Origin of the sequence: Comamonas sp. SY3 (genome assembly GCF_041730275.1) — a bacterium.
Taxonomy (GTDB): domain Bacteria; phylum Pseudomonadota; class Gammaproteobacteria; order Burkholderiales; family Burkholderiaceae_C; genus Comamonas; species Comamonas sediminis.
On sequence record NZ_JBGTYN010000019.1, the window covers coordinates 36,494 to 60,162 of the forward strand.

At 63.1% G+C, this 23,669-nt stretch carries 24 protein-coding genes; 18 read left to right on the top strand and 6 right to left on the bottom strand.

Annotated features, from left to right (window positions below):
- Positions 1-73: 73 nt before the first annotated feature.
- From ACCQ08_RS19700 to ACCQ08_RS19710, 3 genes are all read left to right on the top strand, one after another.
- Positions 74-985 (top strand): EamA family transporter, encoded by a 912-nt coding sequence (locus tag ACCQ08_RS19700; protein ID WP_373450746.1) that lies wholly within the window; start codon positions 74-76, stop codon positions 983-985.
- A gap of 100 nt (positions 986-1,085) precedes the next feature.
- A complete protein-coding gene (locus tag ACCQ08_RS19705) occupies positions 1,086-2,429 on the top strand; it encodes an MFS family transporter (RefSeq protein ID WP_373450747.1) in 1,344 nt (447 codons plus the stop codon).
- Between the two features lie 145 nt (positions 2,430-2,574).
- Positions 2,575-3,804 carry a DNA polymerase IV gene (locus ACCQ08_RS19710; protein WP_239812635.1) on the top strand — a complete coding sequence of 410 codons (1,230 nt, stop codon included), beginning with the start codon at positions 2,575-2,577 and terminating at the stop codon, positions 3,802-3,804.
- Positions 3,805-3,811: 7 nt separating this feature from the next.
- Here ACCQ08_RS19710 and queF read toward each other — a convergent pair whose 3' ends face one another.
- The 4 genes from queF to ACCQ08_RS19730 form a co-directional block, all read right to left on the bottom strand.
- Entirely contained in the window at positions 3,812-4,669 is an 858-nt protein-coding gene (queF, locus tag ACCQ08_RS19715; RefSeq protein WP_373450748.1) for an NADPH-dependent 7-cyano-7-deazaguanine reductase QueF, read from the bottom strand.
- A gap of 54 nt (positions 4,670-4,723) precedes the next feature.
- Positions 4,724-5,602, bottom strand: coding sequence for a 2OG-Fe(II) oxygenase (locus ACCQ08_RS19720; RefSeq protein ID WP_239810955.1), 879 nt, complete (start codon positions 5,600-5,602; stop codon positions 4,724-4,726).
- Between the two features lie 38 nt (positions 5,603-5,640).
- Positions 5,641-6,417 carry a peroxide stress protein YaaA gene (gene yaaA / locus ACCQ08_RS19725; protein ID WP_312417293.1) on the bottom strand — a complete coding sequence of 259 codons (777 nt, stop codon included), beginning with the start codon at positions 6,415-6,417 and terminating at the stop codon, positions 5,641-5,643.
- Between the two features lie 64 nt (positions 6,418-6,481).
- Entirely contained in the window at positions 6,482-9,517 is a 3,036-nt protein-coding gene (locus ACCQ08_RS19730; protein ID WP_373450749.1) for an Rne/Rng family ribonuclease, read from the bottom strand.
- A 587-nt stretch (positions 9,518-10,104) separates the two neighbouring features.
- Between ACCQ08_RS19730 and ACCQ08_RS19735 the strand changes: the two genes are divergently transcribed.
- Genes ACCQ08_RS19735 through ACCQ08_RS19750 form a run of 4 tightly spaced genes read left to right on the top strand, consistent with a single transcriptional unit; the run spans position 10,105 to position 13,288 of the window.
- Positions 10,105-11,136: an RluA family pseudouridine synthase gene (locus ACCQ08_RS19735; protein WP_373450750.1), complete on the top strand. Its 1,032-nt coding sequence runs from the start codon at positions 10,105-10,107 to the stop codon at positions 11,134-11,136.
- Between the two features lie 21 nt (positions 11,137-11,157).
- The gene (locus tag ACCQ08_RS19740) at positions 11,158-11,814 is read left to right on the top strand and encodes an HAD-IA family hydrolase (RefSeq protein ID WP_373450751.1); all 657 of its coding nucleotides are present in this window, start codon (positions 11,158-11,160) and stop codon (positions 11,812-11,814) included.
- A gap of 60 nt (positions 11,815-11,874) precedes the next feature.
- Positions 11,875-12,252 (top strand): Rieske 2Fe-2S domain-containing protein, encoded by a 378-nt coding sequence (locus ACCQ08_RS19745; protein WP_312461751.1) that lies wholly within the window; start codon positions 11,875-11,877, stop codon positions 12,250-12,252.
- Position 12,253: 1 nt separating this feature from the next.
- On the top strand, positions 12,254-13,288 hold the full coding sequence (locus ACCQ08_RS19750) for a S49 family peptidase (RefSeq protein WP_239810961.1): 1,035 nt from the start codon (positions 12,254-12,256) through the stop codon (positions 13,286-13,288).
- A gap of 87 nt (positions 13,289-13,375) precedes the next feature.
- Here ACCQ08_RS19750 and ACCQ08_RS19755 read toward each other — a convergent pair whose 3' ends face one another.
- Entirely contained in the window at positions 13,376-14,158 is a 783-nt protein-coding gene (locus ACCQ08_RS19755) for an SAM-dependent methyltransferase (RefSeq protein WP_373450752.1), read from the bottom strand.
- Positions 14,155-14,751, bottom strand: a complete 597-nt coding sequence (locus ACCQ08_RS19760) for a Maf family nucleotide pyrophosphatase (protein WP_373450753.1) — start codon at positions 14,749-14,751, stop codon at positions 14,155-14,157. The genes ACCQ08_RS19755 and ACCQ08_RS19760 overlap by 4 nt, the downstream gene beginning before the upstream one ends.
- Positions 14,752-14,777: 26 nt before the next feature.
- Between ACCQ08_RS19760 and ACCQ08_RS19765 the strand changes: the two genes are divergently transcribed.
- The 11 genes from ACCQ08_RS19765 to ACCQ08_RS19815 all read left to right on the top strand — a co-directional run bounded on the left by ACCQ08_RS19765 (position 14,778) and on the right by ACCQ08_RS19815 (position 23,462).
- On the top strand, positions 14,778-15,335 hold the full coding sequence (locus ACCQ08_RS19765; protein ID WP_239810964.1) for a DUF177 domain-containing protein: 558 nt from the start codon (positions 14,778-14,780) through the stop codon (positions 15,333-15,335).
- A 155-nt stretch (positions 15,336-15,490) separates the two neighbouring features.
- The gene (gene rpmF / locus ACCQ08_RS19770; RefSeq protein WP_021027949.1) at positions 15,491-15,673 is read left to right on the top strand and encodes a 50S ribosomal protein L32; all 183 of its coding nucleotides are present in this window, start codon (positions 15,491-15,493) and stop codon (positions 15,671-15,673) included.
- Between the two features lie 129 nt (positions 15,674-15,802).
- Positions 15,803-16,855, top strand: a complete 1,053-nt coding sequence (plsX, locus tag ACCQ08_RS19775) for a phosphate acyltransferase PlsX (protein ID WP_239810965.1) — start codon at positions 15,803-15,805, stop codon at positions 16,853-16,855.
- A 5-nt stretch (positions 16,856-16,860) separates the two neighbouring features.
- Positions 16,861-17,841, top strand: coding sequence for a beta-ketoacyl-ACP synthase III (locus ACCQ08_RS19780; protein ID WP_312461755.1), 981 nt, complete (start codon positions 16,861-16,863; stop codon positions 17,839-17,841).
- A gap of 66 nt (positions 17,842-17,907) precedes the next feature.
- Entirely contained in the window at positions 17,908-18,852 is a 945-nt protein-coding gene (fabD, locus tag ACCQ08_RS19785; protein WP_373450754.1) for an ACP S-malonyltransferase, read from the top strand.
- The gene (gene fabG, locus ACCQ08_RS19790; protein ID WP_313331008.1) at positions 18,849-19,595 is read left to right on the top strand and encodes a 3-oxoacyl-ACP reductase FabG; all 747 of its coding nucleotides are present in this window, start codon (positions 18,849-18,851) and stop codon (positions 19,593-19,595) included. Before fabD ends, fabG begins: the two co-directional genes overlap by 4 nt.
- A gap of 105 nt (positions 19,596-19,700) precedes the next feature.
- On the top strand, positions 19,701-19,940 hold the full coding sequence (acpP, locus tag ACCQ08_RS19795; protein ID WP_021027954.1) for an acyl carrier protein: 240 nt from the start codon (positions 19,701-19,703) through the stop codon (positions 19,938-19,940).
- 84 nt (positions 19,941-20,024) lie between these two features.
- On the top strand, positions 20,025-21,269 hold the full coding sequence (gene fabF / locus ACCQ08_RS19800; protein WP_373450755.1) for a beta-ketoacyl-ACP synthase II: 1,245 nt from the start codon (positions 20,025-20,027) through the stop codon (positions 21,267-21,269).
- 131 nt (positions 21,270-21,400) lie between these two features.
- Positions 21,401-21,943: a hypothetical protein gene (locus ACCQ08_RS19805; protein WP_373450756.1), complete on the top strand. Its 543-nt coding sequence runs from the start codon at positions 21,401-21,403 to the stop codon at positions 21,941-21,943.
- A gap of 59 nt (positions 21,944-22,002) precedes the next feature.
- Positions 22,003-22,638 carry an RNA polymerase sigma factor RpoE gene (gene rpoE, locus ACCQ08_RS19810; RefSeq protein ID WP_373450757.1) on the top strand — a complete coding sequence of 212 codons (636 nt, stop codon included), beginning with the start codon at positions 22,003-22,005 and terminating at the stop codon, positions 22,636-22,638.
- Between the two features lie 56 nt (positions 22,639-22,694).
- A complete protein-coding gene (locus ACCQ08_RS19815) occupies positions 22,695-23,462 on the top strand; it encodes a sigma-E factor negative regulatory protein (protein WP_373450758.1) in 768 nt (255 codons plus the stop codon).
- Positions 23,463-23,669: the final 207 nt, after the last annotated feature.

A 23,669-nucleotide genomic window follows, 5' to 3' on the forward strand; every position in this document is an offset into this window, starting at 1 on the left:
ACAAAGGGCAGTGATCGCCTACCATCGGGGCCCTAGTGATGAAGTGGATGCGGTGATGGCTGACGGAGCGGGAATGCAATGGGGTGGCTGGTGGATGGCACTGGTGGTATTTGCCGCCATCGCGCAGACGGCGCGCAATGCGGCGCAGCGCTCGCTGACCCGCGACCTGGGCACCTGGGCTGCGACCTTGGTGCGCTTTCTCTATGGCCTGCCGCTGGCCGCGCTGGCGCTGGTGCTGCTCTACACCTTGCCTGCAAAAGCGCCTGAGATTGCACATTGGACGGGCGCCTATTTTGGCTGGCTGGCGCTGGGCGCGTTCTTCCAGATCGCCGCGACCGGCGCCCTGCTGCTGGCGATGCAGCAGCGCAATTTTGCCGTCGCCGTGACCCTGTCCAAAACCGAGGTGCTGCAGGTGGCGCTGTTTGGCGCGGTCTTTCTGGGCGAGCTGCCCACCTACTGGGCGCTGGCGGCGATGGCCATTGCCACCCTGGGCGTGGCGCTGCTGTCACTGCCGCCGCGCCAGATCGGCGCCAAGCTCGACTGGCGCAGCAAGGCCGCGATGTATGGCCTCATTTGCGGCGCCTGCTTTGCGATTGCGACCGTGGGATTTCGGGGTGCCGCGCTGGCGCTCAATGCGCCCAGCGCGCTGCTGTCGGGCGCCTGGGGCGTGTTCATTGCGCAGTGCATGCAGACCCTGGCGATGGGCGCCTGGTTCCTCTGGCGTGACCGCGGCGTGCTGCTGCGCATTGCCAAGGCCTGGCGCGTGTCGCTGTTGGCGGGCTGCATGGGCAGTGCGGCGTCTCTCGCCTGGTTCAGCGCCTATGCGCTGCAAAGCGCCGCCTCGGTGCGCACCCTGGGTATGGTTGAGGTGGTGTTCAGCTACCTGGTCTCGCGCCGGGTGCTCAAGGAGCAGCTGCGCCGCAACGAGAAGTGGGGCATTGCGCTGATGCTGGTCGGCATTGTGGTGATCTGCACTCAACTTTAATCCTGAAGGGGCTGCGCGCTGGAAATTCAGCGCCCGTCTGACATCAGGGGGTCTTGCGGGCGGCGCATCATGGTCTGCATTGCTATACGGGACCACTCCAATGACAACACCCTCCACGCCAAGCGCTGGGCCGCCGGCGGCCCAGGCTTCGGCTACTACACCGCCCCATTACAGCCCGGAAGAAAAGCGCCACCGCATTTTCTCCATCATGGCGGCCTCGTCGGGCAACCTGGTGGAATGGTTTGACTTCTATGTCTATGCCTTCTCGGCCATCTACTTTGCCGCGGCCTTCTTTCCGAAGGGCGATCCCACCGTACAGCTGCTGAACACCGCCGGCGTCTTTGCTGCCGGCTTTTTGATGCGCCCGATCGGCGGCTGGCTGTTTGGCCGCATTGCCGACAAGTACGGCCGCAAGAAATCGATGCTGATCTCGGTGACGATGATGTGCGCCGGCTCGCTGGTGATTGCCTGCCTGCCGACCTATGCACAGATTGGCGCCTGGGCGCCTTTCCTGCTGCTGCTCTGCCGCTTGTTCCAGGGCCTGTCGGTGGGCGGTGAATATGGCACCACGGCCACCTATATGAGCGAAGTGGCCCTCAAGGGCCAGCGCGGCTTTTTCTCGTCGTTCCAGTATGTCACCCTGATCGGCGGCCAGTTGCTGGCCGTGCTGCTGATCGTGATTCTGGAAGCGGTACTGAGCGACGCCGAGTTGCGTGCCTGGGGCTGGCGCATTCCCTTTGTCGTGGGTGCTGCTGCGGCGGTTGTGGCGATGCTGCTGCGCCGCACCTTGCATGAGACCCAGTCCACCGAGGCCATGCAGAACAAGGAAACCGGCACCTTGGGCAACCTGTTCAAGCACCACTGGCGCGCCTTTGTCACCGTGCTGGGCTATACCGCCGGCGGCTCGCTGATCTTCTACACCTTCACCACCTACATGCAGAAGTACCTGGTCAACAGCGTGGGCCTGCCGATCAAGACGGCCAGCTATGTGATGACCGTCTGCCTGTTTGTGTACATGTGCATGCAGCCGCTGTTTGGCGCGCTGTCCGACCGCATTGGCCGGCGCACCAGCATGATGCTGTTTGGCGCGCTGGGTGCCCTGGGCACGGTGCCGATTCTGACGACCCTGCACCAGGCCTCGTCGCCGGTCACGGCCGGGCTGCTGATCCTTGTCGCGCTGGCGATTGTGAGCTTCTACACCTCGATCTCGGGCATCGTCAAAGCGGAGATGTTCCCGCCGGAAGTGCGTGCGCTGGGCGTGGGCCTGGCCTATGCGGTGGCGAATGCGATTTTTGGTGGATCGGCCGAGTTCGTCGCGCTGGCGCTGAAGAATGCCGGCCATGAAAATGCCTTCTTCTGGTATGTGACGGTGATGATGGTGATTGCCTTCCTGTTCAGTCTGCGCCTGCCCAAGCAGGCCGCCTATCTGCACCACGACCACTGAGCCACACGATAGCCCCACAGCGGCGGCATCTGCACCGGGGGCGGCTGCAAGCCGCGCCGCGCTGGGAGACAATAGCCAGGTGTGCTCCGCCCCCTCGCCATCGCCGCCTGTTCTGCCTCCGCGCCGCCGCATTGCGCATCTGGACATGGATGCCTTCTATGCCTCGGCCGAGCTGCTGCGCTACCCGCAGCTCAAGGGCCTGCCGGTCATCATCGGCGGGGGCCGCCGGGCCGAAGATGAAGCGCTGAAAGCGCGCTATGGCGACCGGCTCGACGCGATCCCGCCCGAGGCATTTCCGCAGCTCAAGGACTATGTGGGCCGGGGCGTGATCACCACGGCCACCTACCCGGCGCGCGCCTTTGGCGTGGGTTCGGCGATGGGCATGATGAAGGCGGCCAAGCTGTGCCCGCAGGCCATCTTGCTGCCGGTGGATTTTGCGCGCTACCGGCATTTTTCGCGCCAGTTCAAGGCCATCATCACCGCGATGGCGCCGCAGATGGAGGATCGGGGCGTGGACGAGGTCTACATCGACTTCACCCATGTCGAAGGCGGTCAGGACGACCATGGCCGCAGCCTGGCGCTGCGGATGCAGGCGGCCATCCATGCGGCCACCGGGCTGACCTGCTCGGTGGGGGTGGCCCCCAACAAGCAACTGGCCAAAATGGCCAGCGAGTTCAACAAGCCCAATGGCGTGTCCATCGTGCTCGAGAGCGATCTGCAAACGATGATCTGGCCGCTGGCCTGCCGCAAGATCAATGGCGTGGGCCCCAAGGCCGATGCCAAGCTGCAGGCGCTGGGCATCCACACGCTGGGCGATCTGGCCGCCAAGGACCTGCCCTGGTTGGTGGAGCATTTTGGCCGCAGCTACGGCGCCTGGCTGCATGCATCAAGCTGGGGGCGGGACAACCGGCCCGTGGTGACCGAGAGCGAGCCGGTATCGATGAGCCGCGAGACCACGTTTGACCGCGATCTGCATGCGGTGCGCGACAAGGCCGAGCTGGGGGCCATCTTTACCGAGCTGTGCCAGATGGTGGCCGCTGATTTGCAGCGCAAGGGCTATGTGGGGCGCACGATTGGCATCAAGCTGCGCTACCCGGACTTTCGCATTGCCACGCGCGACCACAGCCTGCCGCTCTACACCCAGGATGCCGCTGCCATCCGGTATGCGGCGGGCCAGTGCCTCAAGCGCGCACCGTTGGACCAGCGCCTGCGGCTCTTGGGGGTGCGGGTAGGCGGCCTGCTGCCGCTGGAGCAGGCCTTGGCCCAAGGGCTGGTGGGCGACGGGCAGGCAATGCGCCAAGCCCAAGGCCGCCTGGGTGTTGCGGAGCCAAAGGCCGACCCCTACACCTTGCCGCTGTTCGACGATCTGGATTGAGGTGCGACTACTGCCGTGCCATGCGGATGTTGGCCGGCAGGGCCATCGGCTGGCTGGTGCGCAGCGGGTTGATGTCCAGGCCACCCCGGCGCGTGTAGCGGGCGTAGACCGTCAGGCGGATCGGCTTGCAGTGCTTCCAGATGTCGACAAACATGCGCTCGACGCACTGCTCGTGGAACTCGTTATGGTTGCGAAAGCTCACGATGTACTGCAGCAAGCGCTCCTGGTCGATTGCCGGGCCGGTGTAGCTGATGCGCACGCTGCCCCAGTCGGGCTGGCCGGTGACCAGGCAGTTGCTCTTGAGCAGGCGGCTGCACAGGGTCTCGGTGACGGGCGCCTCGTCAAAGGCGGCGCGCAGCAGCTGGGGTTGGGGCAGGTAGTGCTCGCAGTCGATGTCCAGCCGGTCCAGGTTCAGGCCATCGAGCTCCTGCAGTGGCAGGGTGTCGAACACCTCGGGGTCGATCATCTGCACGCCGACCGAGGCCTGGTAGGGCGCGCCGCGCCATACGGCTTCGCTGATATCGGCCAGCAGCTTGGCCCGCACTTCATCGGCCGAGCCAAAGCGGCTGTTGTTGAAGCTGTTGAGGTAGAGCTTGAAGGACTTGCTCTCGACGATGTTGGGTGTTTCGCAGGGGATGGTGAAGCTCACCAGCGCGACCTGGGGCTTGCCGCGCAGGTTGAGCCAGGAGACTTCATAGGCCGTCCACAGGTCGGCGCCAAAAAAGGGCAGCTTGTCGGGCTGCAGGCCGATCTCGTCGCGCTTGGCCTGGCGGGGCAGCGGGAAGAGCAGGGTAGGGTCGTACTGGTCGATGTAGGCGGAGCGCTGGCCCAGGGGCGATTGCTCGGGCGAAGGGGAGACGGTCATGCTGTGGAACAAAAAGCGGCCGCTGCCTGCGCGGGGCCAGGCGGCGGCTGCGGTTTACTTGAATTCGCCCTCGCGCAACCACTTGGTGGCGATCCATTTCTCGCCGGCGATCACCGGTGAGCCGCCATGCAGGCTCTTGGTTGCAGGGTCGGGCGCGGGGTAGCTGAAGAACACGGCATTGCCACGGCGCGGTGCGACTTCCAGCCCCACATCGGGGAAGCTGGTGCCGCCGCCGGCTTGCGGGTTGTTCAGGTAGATCACCAGGGTGGCCAGGCGCTGGCCGCCACGCTTGAGGATCGTCGGCGTGCCGGGCTGGGTCGGGTCGAAGTAGTCGTAGTGCGGCTTGTACTCGGCACCGGGCCGGTAGTGCAGCACCTGCAGGCCTTCGCCATGGTTCTCGGGCCAGTTGACCAGCTTGGCGATGCGGCGCTCCAGCGCGGCGACGGCAGGTGTTTCCTCACGCTGAAAAAACATGCCATCGCTGGTGCGGTCGGCATTGACTTCTTCGCCGCCGGTCTGCGTCTCGACGGTCAGCGAGCGCTGCATGCGCGGCTCAGCGGCGGCGATGATGGCATCGCACTCCTCGTCGGACAGCAGGTTGCCGAAGACGACGACACGCGGGTGCTGCAGAGACAGCAGCACGCTGACTTCGCGGTCACCGACATCAATGGTGGAGGGCGATTGCGCCAGGTTGGGTTCGGGCAGCGGACGGGACGAGACGGCAGGCGCAGAGGCAGCCGCTACGGTCTCCCTGCTCGCCTGCAACTGCGCGAGGTGCTCGGTCAGCACCGATTCCATCGCAGACTCGGCGACATCGGCATTCCAGCCGGCATCGCACATGGCTTTGAATACGCGGTCGGCGCTGACGCCTGCGCTCGCCTGATCAATGATCCAGGCGCGCAGTTCCGGGGTGAGGGGTTGCGAGGCTGTCATCAGATTCCTTTCGCGGCCCATTGTGCATCAAAGTGCCATCAATCGACCTTGCGCCTGAACACGAAATGGTCTTCGCTCGAGGCCTCGGGCGTGAAGGCGTAGCCTGCAGTGCCGAACTTCTTCAACGCCGCCGGCGTCTTGGTCTGGTGCTCGATGGCGTAGCGCGCCATCATGCCCCTGGCCTTCTTGGCAAAGAAGCTGATGGTCTTGTACTGGCCGTTCTTGTAGTCCTCAAAGCTGCAGTCGATGACGCGGGCGCGCAGCACCTTGCGGTCGACCGATTTGAAGTACTCCTGCGAGGCCAGGTTGACGACCACCGGCTTGTCTTCGCCGGCCTGCTGCGCATTGAGGTAGTCGGCGATCTGCGTGCCCCAGAAATGGTAGAGGTTGCTGCCCTGCTCGGTGGCCAGGCGCGTACCCATCTCCAGCCGGTAGGGTTGCATCAGATCGAGCGGGCGCAGCACGCCGTAGAGGCCGCTGAGCATGCACAGATGGGACTGCGCCCAGTCCAGCTGCTTGGCGCTCAAGGTGGAGGCCTGCAGGCCGTCATAGACATCGCCATTGAAGGCCATGATGGCCTGGCGCGCGTTCTTGCTGCTGAACTTGGGCGACCAGGCCTCATAGCGGGCCACATTCAGCGCGGCCAGCTTGTCGCTGATGTCCATCAGGCTGGCGATCTGCTGCGGCGACTGGGTGCGCAGCACCGCGATCAAGGCCTTGGACTGGGGGATGAACTGGGGCTGCGTGCTGGGCAGGCCGGCAGGCAGCGGGGTTTCATAGTCCAGAGATTTGGCGGGCGAGAGCAGAAACAGCATCAGGGGCTCCATCAATGAAACAGGCCGGATCGCTCCGGCCTGAGGGTTGCTGGGTCAGCGTCTTTTAAGCGGTTTCGCGCTCAAAGGGCAGGACCAGGTCGGTCAGATCCTTGCGGGTCTCGACGAGGATCAGCGGGCCCTGGTCGATCTGCACCACGGGCTGGCGCTCACGCGGCACATGCACCGGCTTGGGCTCGGCGGCGATGGCCGCTTGCACGGCGGCGATCTTGTCGGCATCGGAGTTGATCCATTGCAGACCTGCGGTGCTGGCGATCTGGTGCAGTGCATCCAGCGGCAGGCTGTAGCTGGCAATCGCTGGCAGACCGGCCTTGGCGGGCTCGGCAGCAACTGGCGCAGGGGCTGCAACCACCGGTGCTGCTGCGACGGGGGCGGCAGGCACGGCTGGGGCCACAGTGGCCACGGGTGCAGCTTCCTGGGCAGCAACCGGTACCTCGGCTTGCGCCACAGGGGCAGGAGCCGGTACCACATCGGCCACGGCGGGCGCTGGGGCTTCTACCGGTGCGGCGGCAGGCGCTGCGTTGAAGTAGCTGCGGCGTGGTGCCTCGTCGGTGTCTTGCGGCACGGCAGGGGCAGCATCGGCGCCAAAGCCCGAGTCGGCGGCGGCGTTGTCGCCTTCGGCCTGCTCGTCACGGCCATTGCGCTCGCGCTCACCACGGTTGCGGCGGTCGCGGCCATAGCGGTCACGCGAGCGGCGCTCACGGCGTTCTGGCGTTGCGCCGTCTGCATCAGCAGCGCCTGGTGCGGCTTGGTTGCCGGTATCCAGGTCCAGCGATGGCAGGGAGGCAATCACCGCATCAGCGTTGAGGGGTGCCGGTGCGACGGCGTTGAGGGGCTGGGCCGCCTCTTCACCGTTGTTGTTGCGGCGGTCCTGGCGCTCACCACGGTCGCGGCGGCCTTCACGCGGCTCGCGGGGAGCGCGCTCGGGGCGGGGTGCGCGCTCCTGGCGCTCGCCGTTGGCGGCGGCGTTATCGCCGGCTTGCGGGTTCAGCGGGGCGTCGTCACGGCGGCTGCGCTCCTGGCGGTCACCGCGCTCACCACGGCGGTTGCGGCCTTCCTGGTCGCCGCCACGGGGGCTGCGGCTGCCGTCGGCCGAGCCGTTGTTGCCACGGCCATTGCGCTCACCGCGTTGTTCGCCTTCGGCGCGCTCACCACGGGCCGGGCGGTTGCCGTCCTTGCGGTCACCACGGTCGCCGCGCTCTGCACGGTCCCCACGGCCGCCACGGTTGTTGGCGTTGCGGCCATCGCGGCTTTCACGGCGGGCGTCGGCAGCCGGTGCTGCTGCTGGTGCAGGCACGGGAGCCGGTGCTGGCTCAGGGGCCATGCCGAAGAAGCGCTTGAGCCAGGCGAAGAAGCCCTTTTGCGGTGCGGCCACAGGAGCTGCAGCGGGCGCTGCGGCGGGGGCGCCTGCCGGCTTGCCGTTTTGCGGATTGGCGGTACGTGCAGCAGGTGCCGGGCGTGGCTCGGCAATCGGCGCCGGTGCATCGGGCAGCACGCCCTTGATGACCGGAGTTTGCTTGTTGGTCGGCTCTTGCGAGCGGCGGGTGAAGCCCAGGCTTTCCTCTTCGGGGTCAGCCAGCTTGTAGCTCGCCTCCATCGAGTCCAGACGGGGGTCGTCGTGCTTCATGCGCTCGAGCTTGTAGTGCGGGGTCTCCAGCGCCTTGTTGGGCACCATGGTGACGGACACGCGCTGCTTGAGCTCGATCTTCTGGATTTCGGTACGTTTTTCGTTGAGCAGGAAGGAGGCGACTTCGACCGGCACCTGGCAGTTGACGGCTGCCGTGTTGTCCTTCATCGACTCTTCCTGAATGATGCGCAGGATCTGCAGCGCCGAGCTTTCCGCATCGCGGATGTGGCCGGAGCCGCCGCAGCGTGGGCAGTTGATGTGGGCACCTTCGCTCAGCGCAGGCTTGAGGCGCTGGCGGCTCATTTCCATCAGGCCGAACTTGCTGATGGTGCCGAATTGCACACGGGCACGGTCCTGGCGCAGCGCGTCACGCAGGCGGCTTTCCACATCGCGGCGGTTCTTCGACTCTTCCATGTCGATGAAGTCGATCACGATCAGACCACCCAGGTCGCGCAGGCGCATCTGGCGGGCCACTTCGTCGGCCGCTTCCAGGTTGGTGCGGGTGGCGGTTTCCTCGATGTCGCCGCCCTTGATGGCGCGGGCCGAGTTCACGTCGATGGAGACCAGCGCTTCGGTGTGGTCGATCACGATGGCGCCGCCCGAAGGCAGGGTCACGGTGCGGGAGTAGGCCGACTCGATCTGGTGCTCGATCTGGAAGCGGCTGAACAGCGGCGCGTCATCGCGGTAGCGCTTGACGCGGGCAGCATGCTCAGGCATCACATGGGCCATGAACTGCTGGGCTTGTTCATAAATGTCATCGGTGTCGATCAGGATGTCGCCGATGTCATTGTGGAAATAGTCGCGGATCGCGCGGATCACCAGGCTCGATTCCTGGTAGATCAGGAAGGCGCCCTTGCCCGACTTGGCTGCGCCGTCGATGGCGCCCCAGAGCTTGAGCAGGTAGTTCAGATCCCATTGCAGCTCGGGTGCGCTGCGGCCGATGCCGGCGGTGCGCGCGATGATGGACATGCCCTTGGGGTAGTCCAGCTGGTCCATCGCCTCCTTGAGCTCGGCGCGCTCGTCGCCTTCGATGCGGCGCGAGACACCACCACCACGGGGGTTGTTGGGCATCAGCACCACATAGCGGCCGGCCAGCGAGATGAAGGTGGTCAGGGCCGCGCCCTTGTTGCCACGTTCTTCCTTTTCGACCTGAACGATCAGCTCCTGGCCTTCCTTGATCACATCATTGATGCGGGCCTGGCTGGGGGAGACGCCTTCGGCGAAATACTGCTTGGAGATTTCCTTGAAGGGCAGAAAGCCGTGGCGGTCTTCGCCGTAGTCGACAAAGCAGGCTTCCAGGGAGGGTTCGACCCGGGTAACAACGGCTTTGTAAATATTGCCTTTGCGTTGTTCGCGGCCTTCGATTTCGATTTCGTAGTCCAGCAGCTTTTGGCCATCAACAATGGCGAGGCGGCGCTCTTCAGCTTGCGTGGCGTTGATCAGCATCCGTTTCATGATGCGCGTCCTTCGTAATGCGGGACAGGCTGCCTTTGTCAGTCAGGCACCTGTCTCCAATCCCAACAATAAACAGGCTCTTACTGGAGCCACAGATGCCGGGACAGACGCAGAGAAACGAAAGAATTCACAGAGCGTGTCATGTTTGCTGGTAATACTTATGTCAGCACAGGGGATCTAGGCACGCGGGAGAGGGCATGTAAATACCCGGCCAGCCAGCGCTGGGCTGCCTCCGGCTGGGATATCTGCCCTGAGAACATGCGCACAGCGGGCACGGCAAGACGCACTGGCGCACAGCTGCTGCTGTGCCAGAGAGTTGCCATCCAAGCCCACAAAATCAACATGTTGGTGTGAAGACGATCAGCTGAGCGGGGCCTGGTTGCAGGCCTTTGCGACAGCGGTCGCCAAAAATCTGTTTTTTCGTTGTTTCAATGTGTCTGTCCGCCTGATTCACTTGGCGTCCCCTGCGCAATCTTTTGGTATGCAGGTGGGGCGGCAAGGCGATCAGCCAGACATCGACCGGCCTGTGCGGGTACTGGTGGGTGAATTAAACTGCTCACCGGTAAACCAATAACTCTATCGCGCAGGTGAAACATATTATAGGGGGCAAACCGGGCGAGCCCCGTAGTCCACAAGCACCCCCAGTGGCTGTAAGGCTGGTCGAGGTCCACCCCGACGACGCAGGCCAGCGCCTGGACAATTTTCTGATGCGCCACCTCAAGGGCGTACCCAAGACCCATATCTACCGCATCATCCGCCAGGGTGAAGTCCGTATCAACAAGGGCCGCACGACAGCGGACACTCGCGTACAACCGGGCGATGTGGTCCGGATTCCACCGGTACGCGTCGCGGCCAAGCCCGAGGAAGCCGAGCGCGCCGTGCCAGCTAGGGAGTTTCCCTTGTTGCTCGATGACGATGTCATGCTGGCGATCAACAAACCCGCCGGTGTGGCGGTGCATGGCGGCTCGGGCGTCAGCTTTGGCGTCATCGAGCAGCTGCGCCGTGCCCACCCGGATGCCCGCTTTCTGGAGCTGGTGCACCGGCTGGACCGCGAAACCTCGGGCATTTTGCTGGTGGCCAAGAAGCGCTCGGCCCTGACCTATCTGCAGGACCAGTTCCGTGAGCGCGAGACGGGCAAGACCTATCTGGCCCTGGTCATCGGTGAATGGCCAGCCAACAAGAAGGTGATCGATACACCGCTGCGCAAATACCTGCTGCCCGACGGCGAGCGCCGCGTGCGCGCCACGACGGCCGACGACCCCGAGGGTATGCGCTCGGTCTCGCTGGTCAAGGTGCAGCAGGTGTTTGCAGCCCGGCACCCGCTGGGCCTGCCGGCGATGAGCCTGCTGGAGGTGACGATCAAGACCGGCCGCACCCACCAGATTCGCGTGCACCTGGCCAGCAGTGGCCATGCGATTGCCGGCGACGAGAAATATGGCGACTTCGATCTGAACAAGCGCCTGGCCAAGCACGGCCTCAAGCGCATGTTTCTGCACGCCTGGCGCCTGCAGTTCAACCACCCGCAGACGGCAGAGCGTGTGCAACTGGGCGCAGAGTTACCGCCGGAGCTGGGGGATTTTGTGGCGGCAGCCTCGGCGGCCGGTGAATCAGTTTTGTGACAGATATAGAAAGAACACCCGATGGCCCGCCAATTTGACCTGATCGCCTTTGACTGGGATGGCACCTTGTTTGATTCGACGGCGGCGATTGCGCTGTCGATCCAGGACGCGGTGCGGGATGTGGGCGGTACGGTGCCCAGCCTGGTAGAAGCCCAGTATGTCATCGGCATGAGCCTGCAAAGCGCACTGCGCCATGCCGCGCCCGATGTGCCGGAGGACCAGATGGTGGCGCTGACCAATCGCTACCGCCTGCATTTCCTCAAGCGCCAGGAGCAGGTGACCTTGTTCGAGGGCGTTCTGGAACTGCTGGACCAGCTGACCGCCAGCGGCCACCTGTTGGCCGTTGCCACCGGCAAGAACCGCCATGGGTTGGACCGGGTGCTGGATACGACCTTGCTCAAGGGGCGCTTCCATGCGACGCGCACCTCGGACGAGACAGCAGGCAAGCCCCACCCGCTGATGCTGCAGGAGCTGATGGCCGAGCTGGATGTGGCGCCTGAGCGGCTGTTGATGGTGGGCGACACCACGCATGACCTGCAAATGGCCGTCAATGCCGGTTGTGCCAGCGTGGGTGTGAGCTATGGGGCGCACCATTACGGTGGGTTTGAGGCTTTCAAGCCTTTGTATGTGGCCCATTCCGTTGCTGAACTGCAACAATGGATGGCGAATCATGCCTAGCTATGGTGCAATCACTGTCTGTATGTACAGTCAGATGAGACGCGGTGAACAGGTGTGGTGATGGCAGAAGTTCCGGCCCCCATGCTGGCCCTGTGCCAGAGCGATGCGCTGGTGCACGGCGGACGGGCGGTTGCCTTTGATGTTCTGTACGCCGGTCAGGCCTGCCAGGCCTTTGCGATCCGCTACCACGATGGCGTGCACGCCTACTTGAACCGCTGCACCCATGTGGCGATGGAGATGGACTACCAGCCGGGGCGTTTTTTCGACGACACAGGTAACTGGTTGCTCTGTGCTACCCACGGCGCGGCCTATGTGCCCGATACTGGAGCCTGTGCCGGCGGTCCCTGTCGTGGCGGTTTGGTCAAGGTTGCGCTGAGTGAGAGCGATGGCGTGGTCTATTGGCACCCGGATAACCGTCTCCAACCTGTTGATTTTTAAGATGAACCCCATGGATAACCATCCTCAGCACAATCCGCCGCCGGCGCCCGACCTGTGGGGGCAGACGGCCGCTGCGGCGCCCGCCGCTGCCGCAGCTCCCAGCCCGGGCTGGGAACGCTCAGTGCTGGAGCGCCTGGCTTTTGACACGCTCAAGGAGCAGCGCGCCGCTCGGCGCTGGAAGATTTTCTTCCGCCTGGTCTGGCTGGGTTTGGTGATTGCATTGGGCAGCTATCTGTTTGGCTCGGATGGCTCGGCCGCCAAAACCTCCTCCGAGCACACTGCGGTGGTGGAACTCAAGGGTGAGATCGCTTCCGGTGCGGACGCCAGTGCCGAATTTGTCATTGCCGCGCTGCGCACCGCTTTCGAGGACGATGGCGCCAAGGCCGTGGTGCTGTTGATCAATTCGCCTGGTGGCAGCCCCGTTCAGGCGGGCATGATCAATGACGAGATCGTGCGCCTCAAGGCCCAGTACAAGAAGCCCATGTACGCCGTGGTCGAGGAGTCCTGTGCGTCGGCCGCCTACTACATCGCCTCTGCGGCCGACAGCATCTATGTCGACAAAGCCAGCATCGTCGGCAGCATTGGTGTGCTGATGGATGGTTTTGGCTTTACCGGAACGATGGACAAGCTGGGTGTGGAGCGCCGCTTGCTCACCGCTGGCGCGAACAAGGGCATGCTGGACCCGTTCAGCCCGATGAATGACAAGCAAAAGGCCTATGCGCAGCAGATGCTCAACCAGATCCACCAGCAGTTCATCCAGGTGGTGCGCCAGGGCCGGGGTGACCGTCTCAAGGAAACCGATGACACCTTCAGCGGCCTGTTCTGGACCGGGCAAGAGGCCGTGAAGCTGGGCCTGGCCGATGGACTGGGCAGTCTCGACCAGGTGGCCCGCGATGTCGTTGGTGCCGAAGAGGTCGTCGACTACACGCGCCGCGACAATGTGGCCGAGCGCTTTGCCAAGCGTTTTGGTGCCTCGGTGGGCGCGGGGGCCGTGGGTACCTTGCGTTCCATGTCGCTGCTGCCCAGTGTGCGCTGACAAGGTCCATGGTTGAATGACAAAGCGGTGCCTTGGCACCGCTTTTTTCATGGTCGCAGCCGCAAGGGCTGCAGCCTTTAACGGCCTTCAACGGCCAATCGCAAATACCATCGGGGTGCGGTTGTCCAGGCTGGTGTTGAGCGGCTTCCACTGCTTGACCAGGCGGCTTTGTGTGTTGGCGCTCTCCAAGGTCAGCCCGCTGGAGATGGACAGGCGCGTGTTGGGCTGCAAGGTTTGCAGCAGCGCGCCCAGCAGGGCCTGGTTGCGGTAGGGGGTCTCGATGAAGATCTGCGTCTGGCCCTGGCGCAGCGCCAGCTGCTCGAGCTCGCGCAGGCGGGCGCTGCGGTCGGAGGCATCGCTGGGTACATAGCCGACAAACGCAAAGTTCTGGCCATTGAGGCCACTGGCGGCCAGTGCCAACAGCAGCGAGGTGGGGCCGACCAGCGGCACCACGTCGATGCCCGCATCATGGGCGGCGCGTACCACGGAGCTTCCTGGGTCGGCAATCGCAGGCATGCCCGCCTCGCTGACCAGGCCGACATCATGGCCTTGCAGTGCGGCGGCAACCAGGCTGCTGCTGTCGCTGCTGGCGGCGGTCTGTGGGTTGTGGTCGCCTTTTTTATGGGCTTCGCGCGGCAGCTCGGCAATGTTTTGCTGTTGCAGTGGCAGCGCCAGCGGCGCCACGGCATCCACCCGCTTCAAAAAAGCGCGGCAGCTTTTGGCGTTCTCGCAAACCCAGTGGGTGATGCGGGCGGCGGCTTGCACGGTGTGCAGCGGCAGCACATCGGTCAGCGGCGCTTCGGTGGCGCAGCCGAAATCGAGGGGAGTGGGCACCAGGAAGAGGCGGCCTTTGGTGGTTTGTTGGGTCATGGCAACAGCAATCCGGCAGCGCGCAGCAAACTGGCTGTGCGGATCAGGGGCAGGCCGATCAAGGCGGTGGGGTCGTCGCTTTCGATGGCGTCGAGCAGGGTGATGCCCAGGCCTTCACTCTTGGCGCTGCCGGCACAGTCATAGGGGGTTTCGGCGCGCAGGTAGCGCTCAATCTCGGCATCATCGAGCGGGCGGAACACGGTCCGCACCACGGCGGTATCGGCCTGCGCAAAGCCGCTGGCCTTGCAAACCACGGCCACGGCGGTGTGGAACTGCATGCTTTGCCCGCTCATCGCGCGCAACTGCTCCACGGCCTTGTCATGCACCATCGGTTTGCCCAAGGGCTGGCCATGCAGGTCGGCCACCTGGTCCGAGCCGATCACGATGGCATCGGGGTACTGGGCGGCCACCGCATGGGCCTTGGCCAGCGCCAGCCGCAGCGCCAGCGCGGCCGGGCTCTCGCCGGGCTGTGGGGTTTCGTCCACATCGGGGGCGGCCGTCTCGAAGGGCAGGCGCAAACGCGACAGAAGCTCTCGCCGGTAGCGGGAGGTGGAGCCCAGTACAAGGGCGCGGGGCATCAGGGATTCAGACATGCCCAGATTCTCTTACACTGGCGCGCATGACAAAGGAATTTTCAGTCAATCGCCTTGAGATCAAGGCCTTTGCCCACCAAAACGCGGCGCTGGAAGGCGAGCTGCCCCTGGGGCAGCTGGCCCGTTTGCTGGCCGAAGACCAGCGCGGCCAGGCTGCTGCGGCCGAGCCTGTGCGCTGGGTGCTGGATGGTGAATGGGTGGAATCGGCTGGTGGCGCAGGCCAGGCCTGGCTGCATCTGCATGCCGAAACCGGGATGCAGCTGCAGTGCCAGCGCTGCATGCGCCCGGTGGATGTGGCCGTCGAGAGCAGCCGCTCCTTCCGCTTTGTGAAGGACGAGGCTACGGCGGCCGCGCTGGACGATGAAAGCGAAGAGGACGTGCTGGTGCTGGCGCCCCAGATCGATGCGCTGGAGCTGATCGAGGACGAGCTGCTGATGGCCTTGCCCATGGTGCCCATGCACGATGTCTGCCCGGTCGATGTGAAGCTGGAGTCCGCCACCCAGGATTTCGACGACCGCCCTGCGGAAAAAGCCAATCCTTTTGCGGCGCTGGCATCGCTGCGTATCGATAAAAACCAATCCTAGTGTGGGTGGCTTGAAGCCTGCTTGCGATCTTTGCTATAATTTGAGGCTTCGCGCGAATCCCTCGTGTCTTTAATGGGCTAGTCGCGTAAATTTAGGGCATGCGTTTGTGATTGCGCAGGCCATGTCACCAACCCTTTCAAGACTCAGGAGCCATCATGGCTGTTCAACAAAACAAGAAATCCCCTTCCAAGCGCGGCATGCACCGTTCGCACAACGCACTGAACGTGCCTGGTATCGCTGTGGAGCCTACCACCGGCGAAACCCATATGCGCCACCACATCAGCCCCAACGGTTTCTACCGTGGCCGCCAAGTGCTGAAGAACAAGTCGGAAGCCTAAGCCATAGCTGTATAAAAAAGGCCCGCAGCTACATAGTAGCGCGGGCCTTTTTTATTGCTTGCCAGGAAGCGGCGCGGGGCGCGGCGGACTGGAACTCGGTGCGAACAACGTCAAAGAATTACCGAACGAATGATCACACTGGCCGTCGATTGCATGGGTGGAGACGCAGGTATCCGTGTCACGCTGCCCGCATGCAGGAAGTTTTTGGATAGCCACCCAGATGCCCATCTGCTGATGGTCGGGCAGGCGGAGGCATTGCAGTCTTTTCAGCACGAGCGTGCGACCATCGTGCCTGCCAGCGAAGTGGTCACTATGGATGACCCGGTGGAAGTGGCGCTGCGCAAGAAGAAGGATTCTTCGATGCGGGTGGCCATCAGCCAGGTGAAGACAGGCGCCGCACTGGCGGCCGTATCGGCGGGCAATACCGGCGCGCTGATGGCCATTGCCCGTTATGTGCTCAAGACGATGGAGGGCATCGACCGCCCGGCTATCGCCACCCAACTTCCCCACGCCAAGGGCGGCGCCACAACGGTGCTGGACCTGGGCGCCAATGTGGACTGCACGGCAGAGCATCTGCTGCAGTTTGCTGTCATGGGCTCTGCGTTGGTCAGCGCCCTCGAAAACACCGAAAACCCCACCGTCGGCCTGCTCAATATTGGTGAAGAAGCCATCAAGGGCAGCGAGGTCATCAAGCGTGCCGGCGAGCTGCTGCGCACGGCTGGCCAATCGGGTTATCTCAACTTTTACGGCAATGTCGAAGGCAATGACATCTTCAAGGGCACGGTGGATATCGTGACCTGTGATGGCTTTGTCGGCAATGTCACGCTCAAGGCCAGCGAAGGCGTGGCCAGCATGATCAGCAACGGGCTCAAGCAGGAGTTCAAGCGCAACCTGCTCACGAAGATCGCCGCAGTGATCGCTTACCCGGTGCTGGCGCGCTTGATGAAGCGGGTGGACCACCGCCGCTACAATGGGGCTGCATTGCTCGGATTGCGCGGCCTGGTTTTCAAAAGCCATGGCTCGGCCGATGCGGTGGCGTATGAGCATGCCTTGCGGCGCGCCTATGATGCCGCCCGCAATGATTTGCTGGGGCGTGTGCAGACCAAGATTCAGACGGCAGCGCCCCTGCTGATGTCGGCAGACAGCGCTGCTGCTGCCAAAACCGTGACGTCTCCTACCTGAATTCGATGAGTATTTATTCCCGCATTATCGGCACTGGCAGCTACCTGCCGCCCCGTCGTGTCACCAATGATGAGTTGGCCGCTGAAATGGCCACGCGCGGTCTGGAAACCTCCGACGAGTGGATTGTGGAGCGCACTGGCATCAAGGCGCGCCATTTTGCAGCGCCCGATGTGGTAGCCAGCGATCTGGCGCTGGAGGCCTCGAAGAACGCCCTCCAGGCTGCCAACATCCAGGCCACCGATATCGACCTGATCATCGTCGCCACTTCGACGCCGGACATGGTGTTCCCGTCGACTGCCGCGATCCTGCAAAACAAGCTGGGCATTGCCAATGGCTGCCCGGTGTTTGACATGCAGGCGGTGTGCAGCGGCTTCGTCTATGCGCTGACGGTGGCGGACTCGATGATCAAGTCCGGCAGCGCCAAGCGTGTGCTGGTGGTGGGTGCCGAGGTGTTCAGCCGCATTCTTGATTTCAATGACCGCACCACCTGTGTGCTGTTTGGCGATGGTGCCGGCGCCGTGGTGCTCGAAGCCTCTGACAAGCCCGGCATTCTGGCCACCGAGCTGCATGCCGATGGCAGCCATGTCGACATTCTGTGCGTGCCGGGCAATGTCTCGGGCGGCCAGGTGATTGGCTCGCCGCTGCTGCGCATGGATGGCCAGGCCGTGTTCAAGCTCGCCGTGGGCGTTCTGGATAAGGCCGCGCGCGCTGCGCTCGAAAAAGCCCATATGCAGGAAGCCGATATCGATTGGCTGATCCCGCACCAAGCCAACCTGCGCATCATGATGAGCACGGCACGCAAGCTCAAGCTTGCCCCTGAGAAGGTCGTCGTCACGGTGGACCAGCATGGCAACACCTCGGCAGCTTCGATCCCGTTGGCGCTGGACCATGCGGTGCGCAGCGGCCAGGTCAAGCCTGGGCAGAATGTGATGCTTGAAGGCGTGGGCGGTGGCTTCACCTGGGGCGCCGTGCTGCTGACGATGTAGCATGGCTCGGCTTTGCCGAGACTGCTGCCATCCGCCGATTGATAAAAAACTGATTTGAACCGAGACATGAGCGCTTTTGCATTTGTATTTCCGGGCCAAGGCTCGCAGTCCGTGGGCATGCTCGATGCTTGGGGTGGCCACCCCGCCGTTGTCCAGGCTTTGCAAGAAGCCTCGGATGCGCTGGGTGAGGACCTGGGCGCGCTGATCCAGAACGGCCCCAAGGAAACGCTGGCACTGACCGCCAACACCCAGCCGGTGATGCTGGTCGCGGGTGTTGCCGCATGGCGTGTCTGGCAGGCCGAAGGCGGCCCACAGCCGATGGCCGTTGCAGGCCACTCGCTGGGCGAGTATTCGGCACTGGTGGCTGCAGGTGTGCTGACCTTGAGCCAGGCCGCGCCGCTGGTGCGCCTGCGTGGTGCTGCGATGCAGGAGGCCGTGCCCGTCGGCGCCGGTGCCATGGCTGCGGTGCTGGGTCTGGATGCCGAGAAGATCAAGGCCGTGTGCGCCCAGGTGACTGCCCAGCTGGGTGGCGCTGAGGTCGTCGAGGCGGTGAACTTCAACGACCCCGGTCAGACCGTCATCGCCGGCTCCAAGGCCGCGGTGGAAGCGGCCAGCCTGGCCGTGAAGGAAGCGGGTGCCAAGCGCGCGCTGCCGCTGCCGGTGTCGGCACCTTTCCATTCCAGCCTGATGAAGCCCGCTGCTGAAAAGCTCAAGCTGGCGCTGGCCGAGCTGCAACTGGCTGCGCCCCGGATTCCTGTGCTCAACAATATCGATGTGGCGATGCCCAGCGAGGCCGATGCCATCCGTGATGCGCTGTACCGCCAGGCCTTTGGCCCCGTGCGCTGGGTTGAGTGTGTGCAGCGCCTGCGTGCGCTGGGCGCCACCCACCTGGTCGAGTGCGGCCCGGGCAAGGTGCTGACCGGCATGACCAAGCGCATTGACCCTGAACTCGTCGGTGTGGCTCTGTACGACCCCGCCACCTTGCAAGAAACCAAAGAAGCCATCGCATGACTGAAACCACCTCCACAGCCAAAGTCGCCCTGGTTACCGGCGCATCGCGCGGTATTGGCGCGGCCATCGCCCAGGCGCTCGGCACAGCCGGCTACCAGGTGATCGGCACGGCAACGACCGAAGACGGCGCTGCCAAGATCTCGCAAGCGCTGTCGGCCTTTGCCGGCTCGCGCGGCGTTGCGCTGGATGTGAACAATGGCGCTGCCGTCGAAGCGCTGATCGACAGCCTGGTCAAGACCCAGGGCGGTCTGCATGTGCTGGTCAACAATGCCGGTATCACCCGCGACACCCTGGCCATGCGCATGAAGGATGACGACTGGGATGCCGTGCTGGGTACCAATCTGAAGGCCGTGTTCGGTGCCAGCCGCGCTGCCATCCGTCCGATGATGAAGCAGCGTTTTGGCCGTATCATCAGCATCACCAGTGTGGTGGGCGCATCCGGCAATGCCGGTCAGGCCAACTACGCGGCCGCCAAGGCGGGTGTGGCAGGTATGACGCGCTCGCTGGCCAAGGAGCTGGGCAGCCGTGGCATTACGGTCAACTGCGTGGCGCCTGGTTTCATCGAGACCGATATGACGGCCCAGTTGCCCGAAGAGCAGAAGAAAGCACTGCAGTCGCAGATTGCCTTGGGCAAGCTGGGACAGCCGCAAGACATTGCCAACGCTGTGGTCTATTTGGCCTCAGACGGTGCCGGTTATGTGACCGGACAGGAGTTGCATGTCAATGGCGGCATGTATATGTAAATTTGACGAAAGTTGAATGCCGTTTCCTCGCGACGGCAAGTTGCACTCAGGTATTGCTGAAGCAGCTAGAATCGCGGGTTCATTCACAACCCCCAGAGGGAAACCATGAGCGATATCGAAGCACGTGTCAAGAAAATCATCGCCGAACAACTCGGCGTGGAAGAGTCTCAAGTAACGAACGAAAAGGCCTTCGTGGCCGACCTGGGCGCTGACTCGCTGGACACCGTGGAACTGGTGATGGCTTTGGAAGATGAGTTCGAGATCGAGATCCCTGACGAAGACGCAGAGAAGATCACGACGGTGCAGAACGCCATCGACTACGCCAACAGCCACCAAAAGGCTTAATTGATTGCGCATGCACTTGGCGCCCCTGGGGCGCAAGTGTCTTGCTGCCAATCTTCCGAGAGATCAACAAGAAAGTTGTAACGCATGAGTCGCCGTCGCGTCGTCGTGACTGGTCTGGGTTGCATCAGCCCCGTGGGTAACACGGTTGCTGAAGCCTGGTCCAACATTTTGGCCGGTCAATCCGGCATTGACCTCATTACCAAGTTCGACACCACGGATTTCAGCTGCAAGATTGCGGGTGAGGTGAAGGGTTTCGATCTTGAGTCCTATATGAGTGCCAAGGAAGCACGCACGATGGACTCCTTCATTCACTACGGCATCGCCGCAGCCCAAGAGGCTGTGAAAGACGCCGGCCTGCCTTCGGGCGAGGCACTGGATGAAGAGCTCGCAACTCGTATTGGCTGTGTGATCGGTTCGGGTATCGGTGGCCTGCCGCTGATCGAGAACACACACGGTGAATATGAGCGCCGTGGTGCGCGTCGCATCACGCCTTTCTTTGTTCCCGCGTCCATTATCAATATGGTCGCAGGCCATGTATCGATGCGTTTTGGCTTCAAGGGCCCGAACCTGTCGGTGGTGACCGCTTGCACGACCGGCTTGCACTGTATCGGTGAAGCTGGCCGCATGATCGAGTACGGCGATGCCGACGTGATGATTGCAGGCGGCTCCGAAGCCACTGTTTCCCCGTTGGGTGTGGGAGGGTTCGCAGCGATGCGTGCACTGTCCACACGCAATGACGATCCCAAGGCGGCATCGCGCCCCTGGGACAAGGGCCGTGACGGCTTTGTACTGGGTGAGGGCGCCGGTATTGTGGTGCTTGAAGAGTACGAACACGCCAAGGCCCGTGGTGCCAAGATCTATGCCGAGCTGCTGGGTTATGGCATGAGCGCTGACGCCGGTCACATGACCGCGCCCAACATGGACGGCCCACGCCGCGCCATGCTGGCTGCCCTGCGCAATGCAGGCGTCAATGCCGACCAGGTGAACTACCTCAATGCCCACGGCACCTCGACGCCGCTGGGAGACCTCAACGAAACCAATGCCATCAAGGCGGCCATGGGTGACCATGCCAAGAAGATGGTGGTCAGCTCGACCAAATCGATGACCGGGCATTTGCTCGGTGGTGCTGGCGGCCTCGAGAGCGTCTTTACCGTCATGGCATTGAAGGACCAGAAGATTCCCCCGACCATCAACCTGGTGGACCAGGATCCGGAATGTGATCTGGACTACTGTGCGAACACGGCGCGTGACGCCAAGCTGGACATCGCCGTCAAGAACAACTTCGGTTTTGGCGGCACCAACGGTACGCTGGTGTTCAAACGGGTCTGATGAGGCGGCCGACTCGGCGCCACTTCTGATATGCCTCGATAAGGCCTCTGCTGCAGAGGCCTTTGTCGTTTTTGGCGGGCATGGGCAACGCAAGGGCGTCGCGTGCTCCCCGCAGGGGTTTGCCCTGCGCCATGCCGGAGCGCCGTATTGCACAATGGGGTGATGTCTCTATTCAGCGCCCCCTCATGGGACAGCATCACGGCTCCCGCGCAATGATGGCGCCGCAGACTTGGGTGCTGGCGTGTCCTTCGCGCATCCGTCTGCTATTGGCGTGCTGGGTGGGGCTCACGACTGTGCTGGGTTTCGTCTGGATGCATGTGGCCGCCCCTTCTGCCTGGCAGCGTGCCCTGGCCGTGGCTGTGTTGGTACTCGCCATGGCGATCGCCTGTCGTATGCCGCTGTGGCGGCAGGGAACTTGTTTGTGCTGGGCAGGCTCTCAGTGGTGCCTCGGGCAAGGCCCGCTGGCATCGGCACACCGCCAAGCGCTGGCACAGTTGGCCGTGCTGATGGATGGGCAAAGCTGGATTTTGCTGCAGGCCCGGCCGCTGCAAAACGATGGACGCAGTCATTGGCTGCTGGTGGTGAAAGCCTCTAATCCAGAGCGTTGGCCGGATATTCGTCGGGTTTTATACTCGTCCCTTGCCGCTGAACCGCAGAACATCCATCAGGTGTAAGCCTACAGCTGAACAACCACAACAATAGCTGCAAGCTTGTAGCCAAGAGGGCCTCTTTTATGACGGGAACGCCAACGGCCAGTACCCCGAATGCAAATGACAGCGATCTGCACCTGGTGCAGCGCACGGTGGCAGGAGATCAAAAAGCCTATGGCCTGCTGGTACTCAAGTACCAGCGGCGCATTGAACGCCTCATCGGGCGCATGGTGCGCGATGTGGATCTGGTGCCTGACCTGGCCCAGGAGACTTTCTTGCGTGCCTATCGTGCACTCCCGCAGTTTCGGGGAGACGCGCAGTTCTACACCTGGCTGTACCGGATTGCCGTCAATACCGCCAAGAAGGCGATGGTCGAACTCAGCCGCAATCCGGTGATGACCGAAAGCGCGCTGCGCGGAAAAGACGATGACGATGAAACTTATGTGCCCGGGCGCGAACTAACCACAGATGAAACGCCGGAAACGGTCATTGCTGCCCAGGAAATTGCCGAGGCGGTCAATACCGCGATGGATGCGTTGCCCGAGGACCTGCGCCAGGCGATCGTGCTGCGTGAGATTGAAGGCATGTCTTACGAAGACATCGCCGCTGCGATGGATTGCCCCATCGGTACCGTGCGGTCGCGAATCTTTCGTGCCCGCGAGGCGATTTCCGCCAAGGTAAAGCCCATGCTTGAACGCCAGTCTGGCAAGCGTTGGTAGCTGATATGAGTGTGATGACTGGCTGCAAGGGCCTGGGGCCCGCTAGGAATATGGCTATGAATCTCGAAAACCAAGCATTGAACAAGAGCACACAGGCTGCCTGTGAGCAGCTGTCCGCCTGGATCGACGGTGAATTGGATGACCAGACGCTGAGCCAGCTGCTGGCCGCGTTGCCGGATCTGGCAGACGATGCGGATTGCTACGCCTCGGTGCAGTCCTACCAGGTCATTGGCGACCTGATGCGCACGGCGCATGCGCCGTGCTCTGACAGCCTGGCATTCCTGAATGCATTGAATGCCAAGATTGCGCTGGAGCCACCGTTGGTGGCCCAGGGACAGCCCGCACCAGGGGATGTGGCCGTGCCCGCAGTGGCCACGGCCGCTGCGCAGGCTGTCAAACCTGCCGCCGTGCAGGATGCTGCCAACCATTCGGTCTTCCGCTGGAAGATGGTGGCCGGCTTTGCCACGGTGGCTGCTGTCGCCATGGTGGGCTGGAACAGTGTGGGCCTGCTGTCGAACGGCTCGGGCAATGATGCACGCCAGCAGATCGCGTCAGCCGCTGCTCCCCAGGTGGTCGCTTCAGCAGCTTCTGGCCGGCCTGTACCGGGGTCTAATGCCCAGGGGCTGGTCCAGCAGCAAGTGACGGTCGGCCAGAACTCCACGATCATGCTGCGTGATCCGCGCCTTGACGAGTTGCTGGCGGCACGCGGTCAGATTGGCGTTACTGCCAACCTGCAAATGCCAGCGGGCTTCTTGCGTAACGCCACCTTCAATGCAGAAAAGCGCAGTGATGGCTGTGCCGACAAGGCCTCGCGCCTGTGCTGATCAGGCGCTGAGTTCCTCCAAAAACACCTGCTGTGCAGGTGTTTTTTTATGACTTTCAGCGCCAGAGGCTTGAAACCTGCGGTTTGCTGCCTATCTGATAGTGATGCACGCTTGGAACCTTGAGGCAGATGGCCCCTCCAATTGCGGCACGGCGCCATTGCAAGTGGCTTGGGTCCCTGCAGATGCTGCGCCGCCCCCATTGACAAA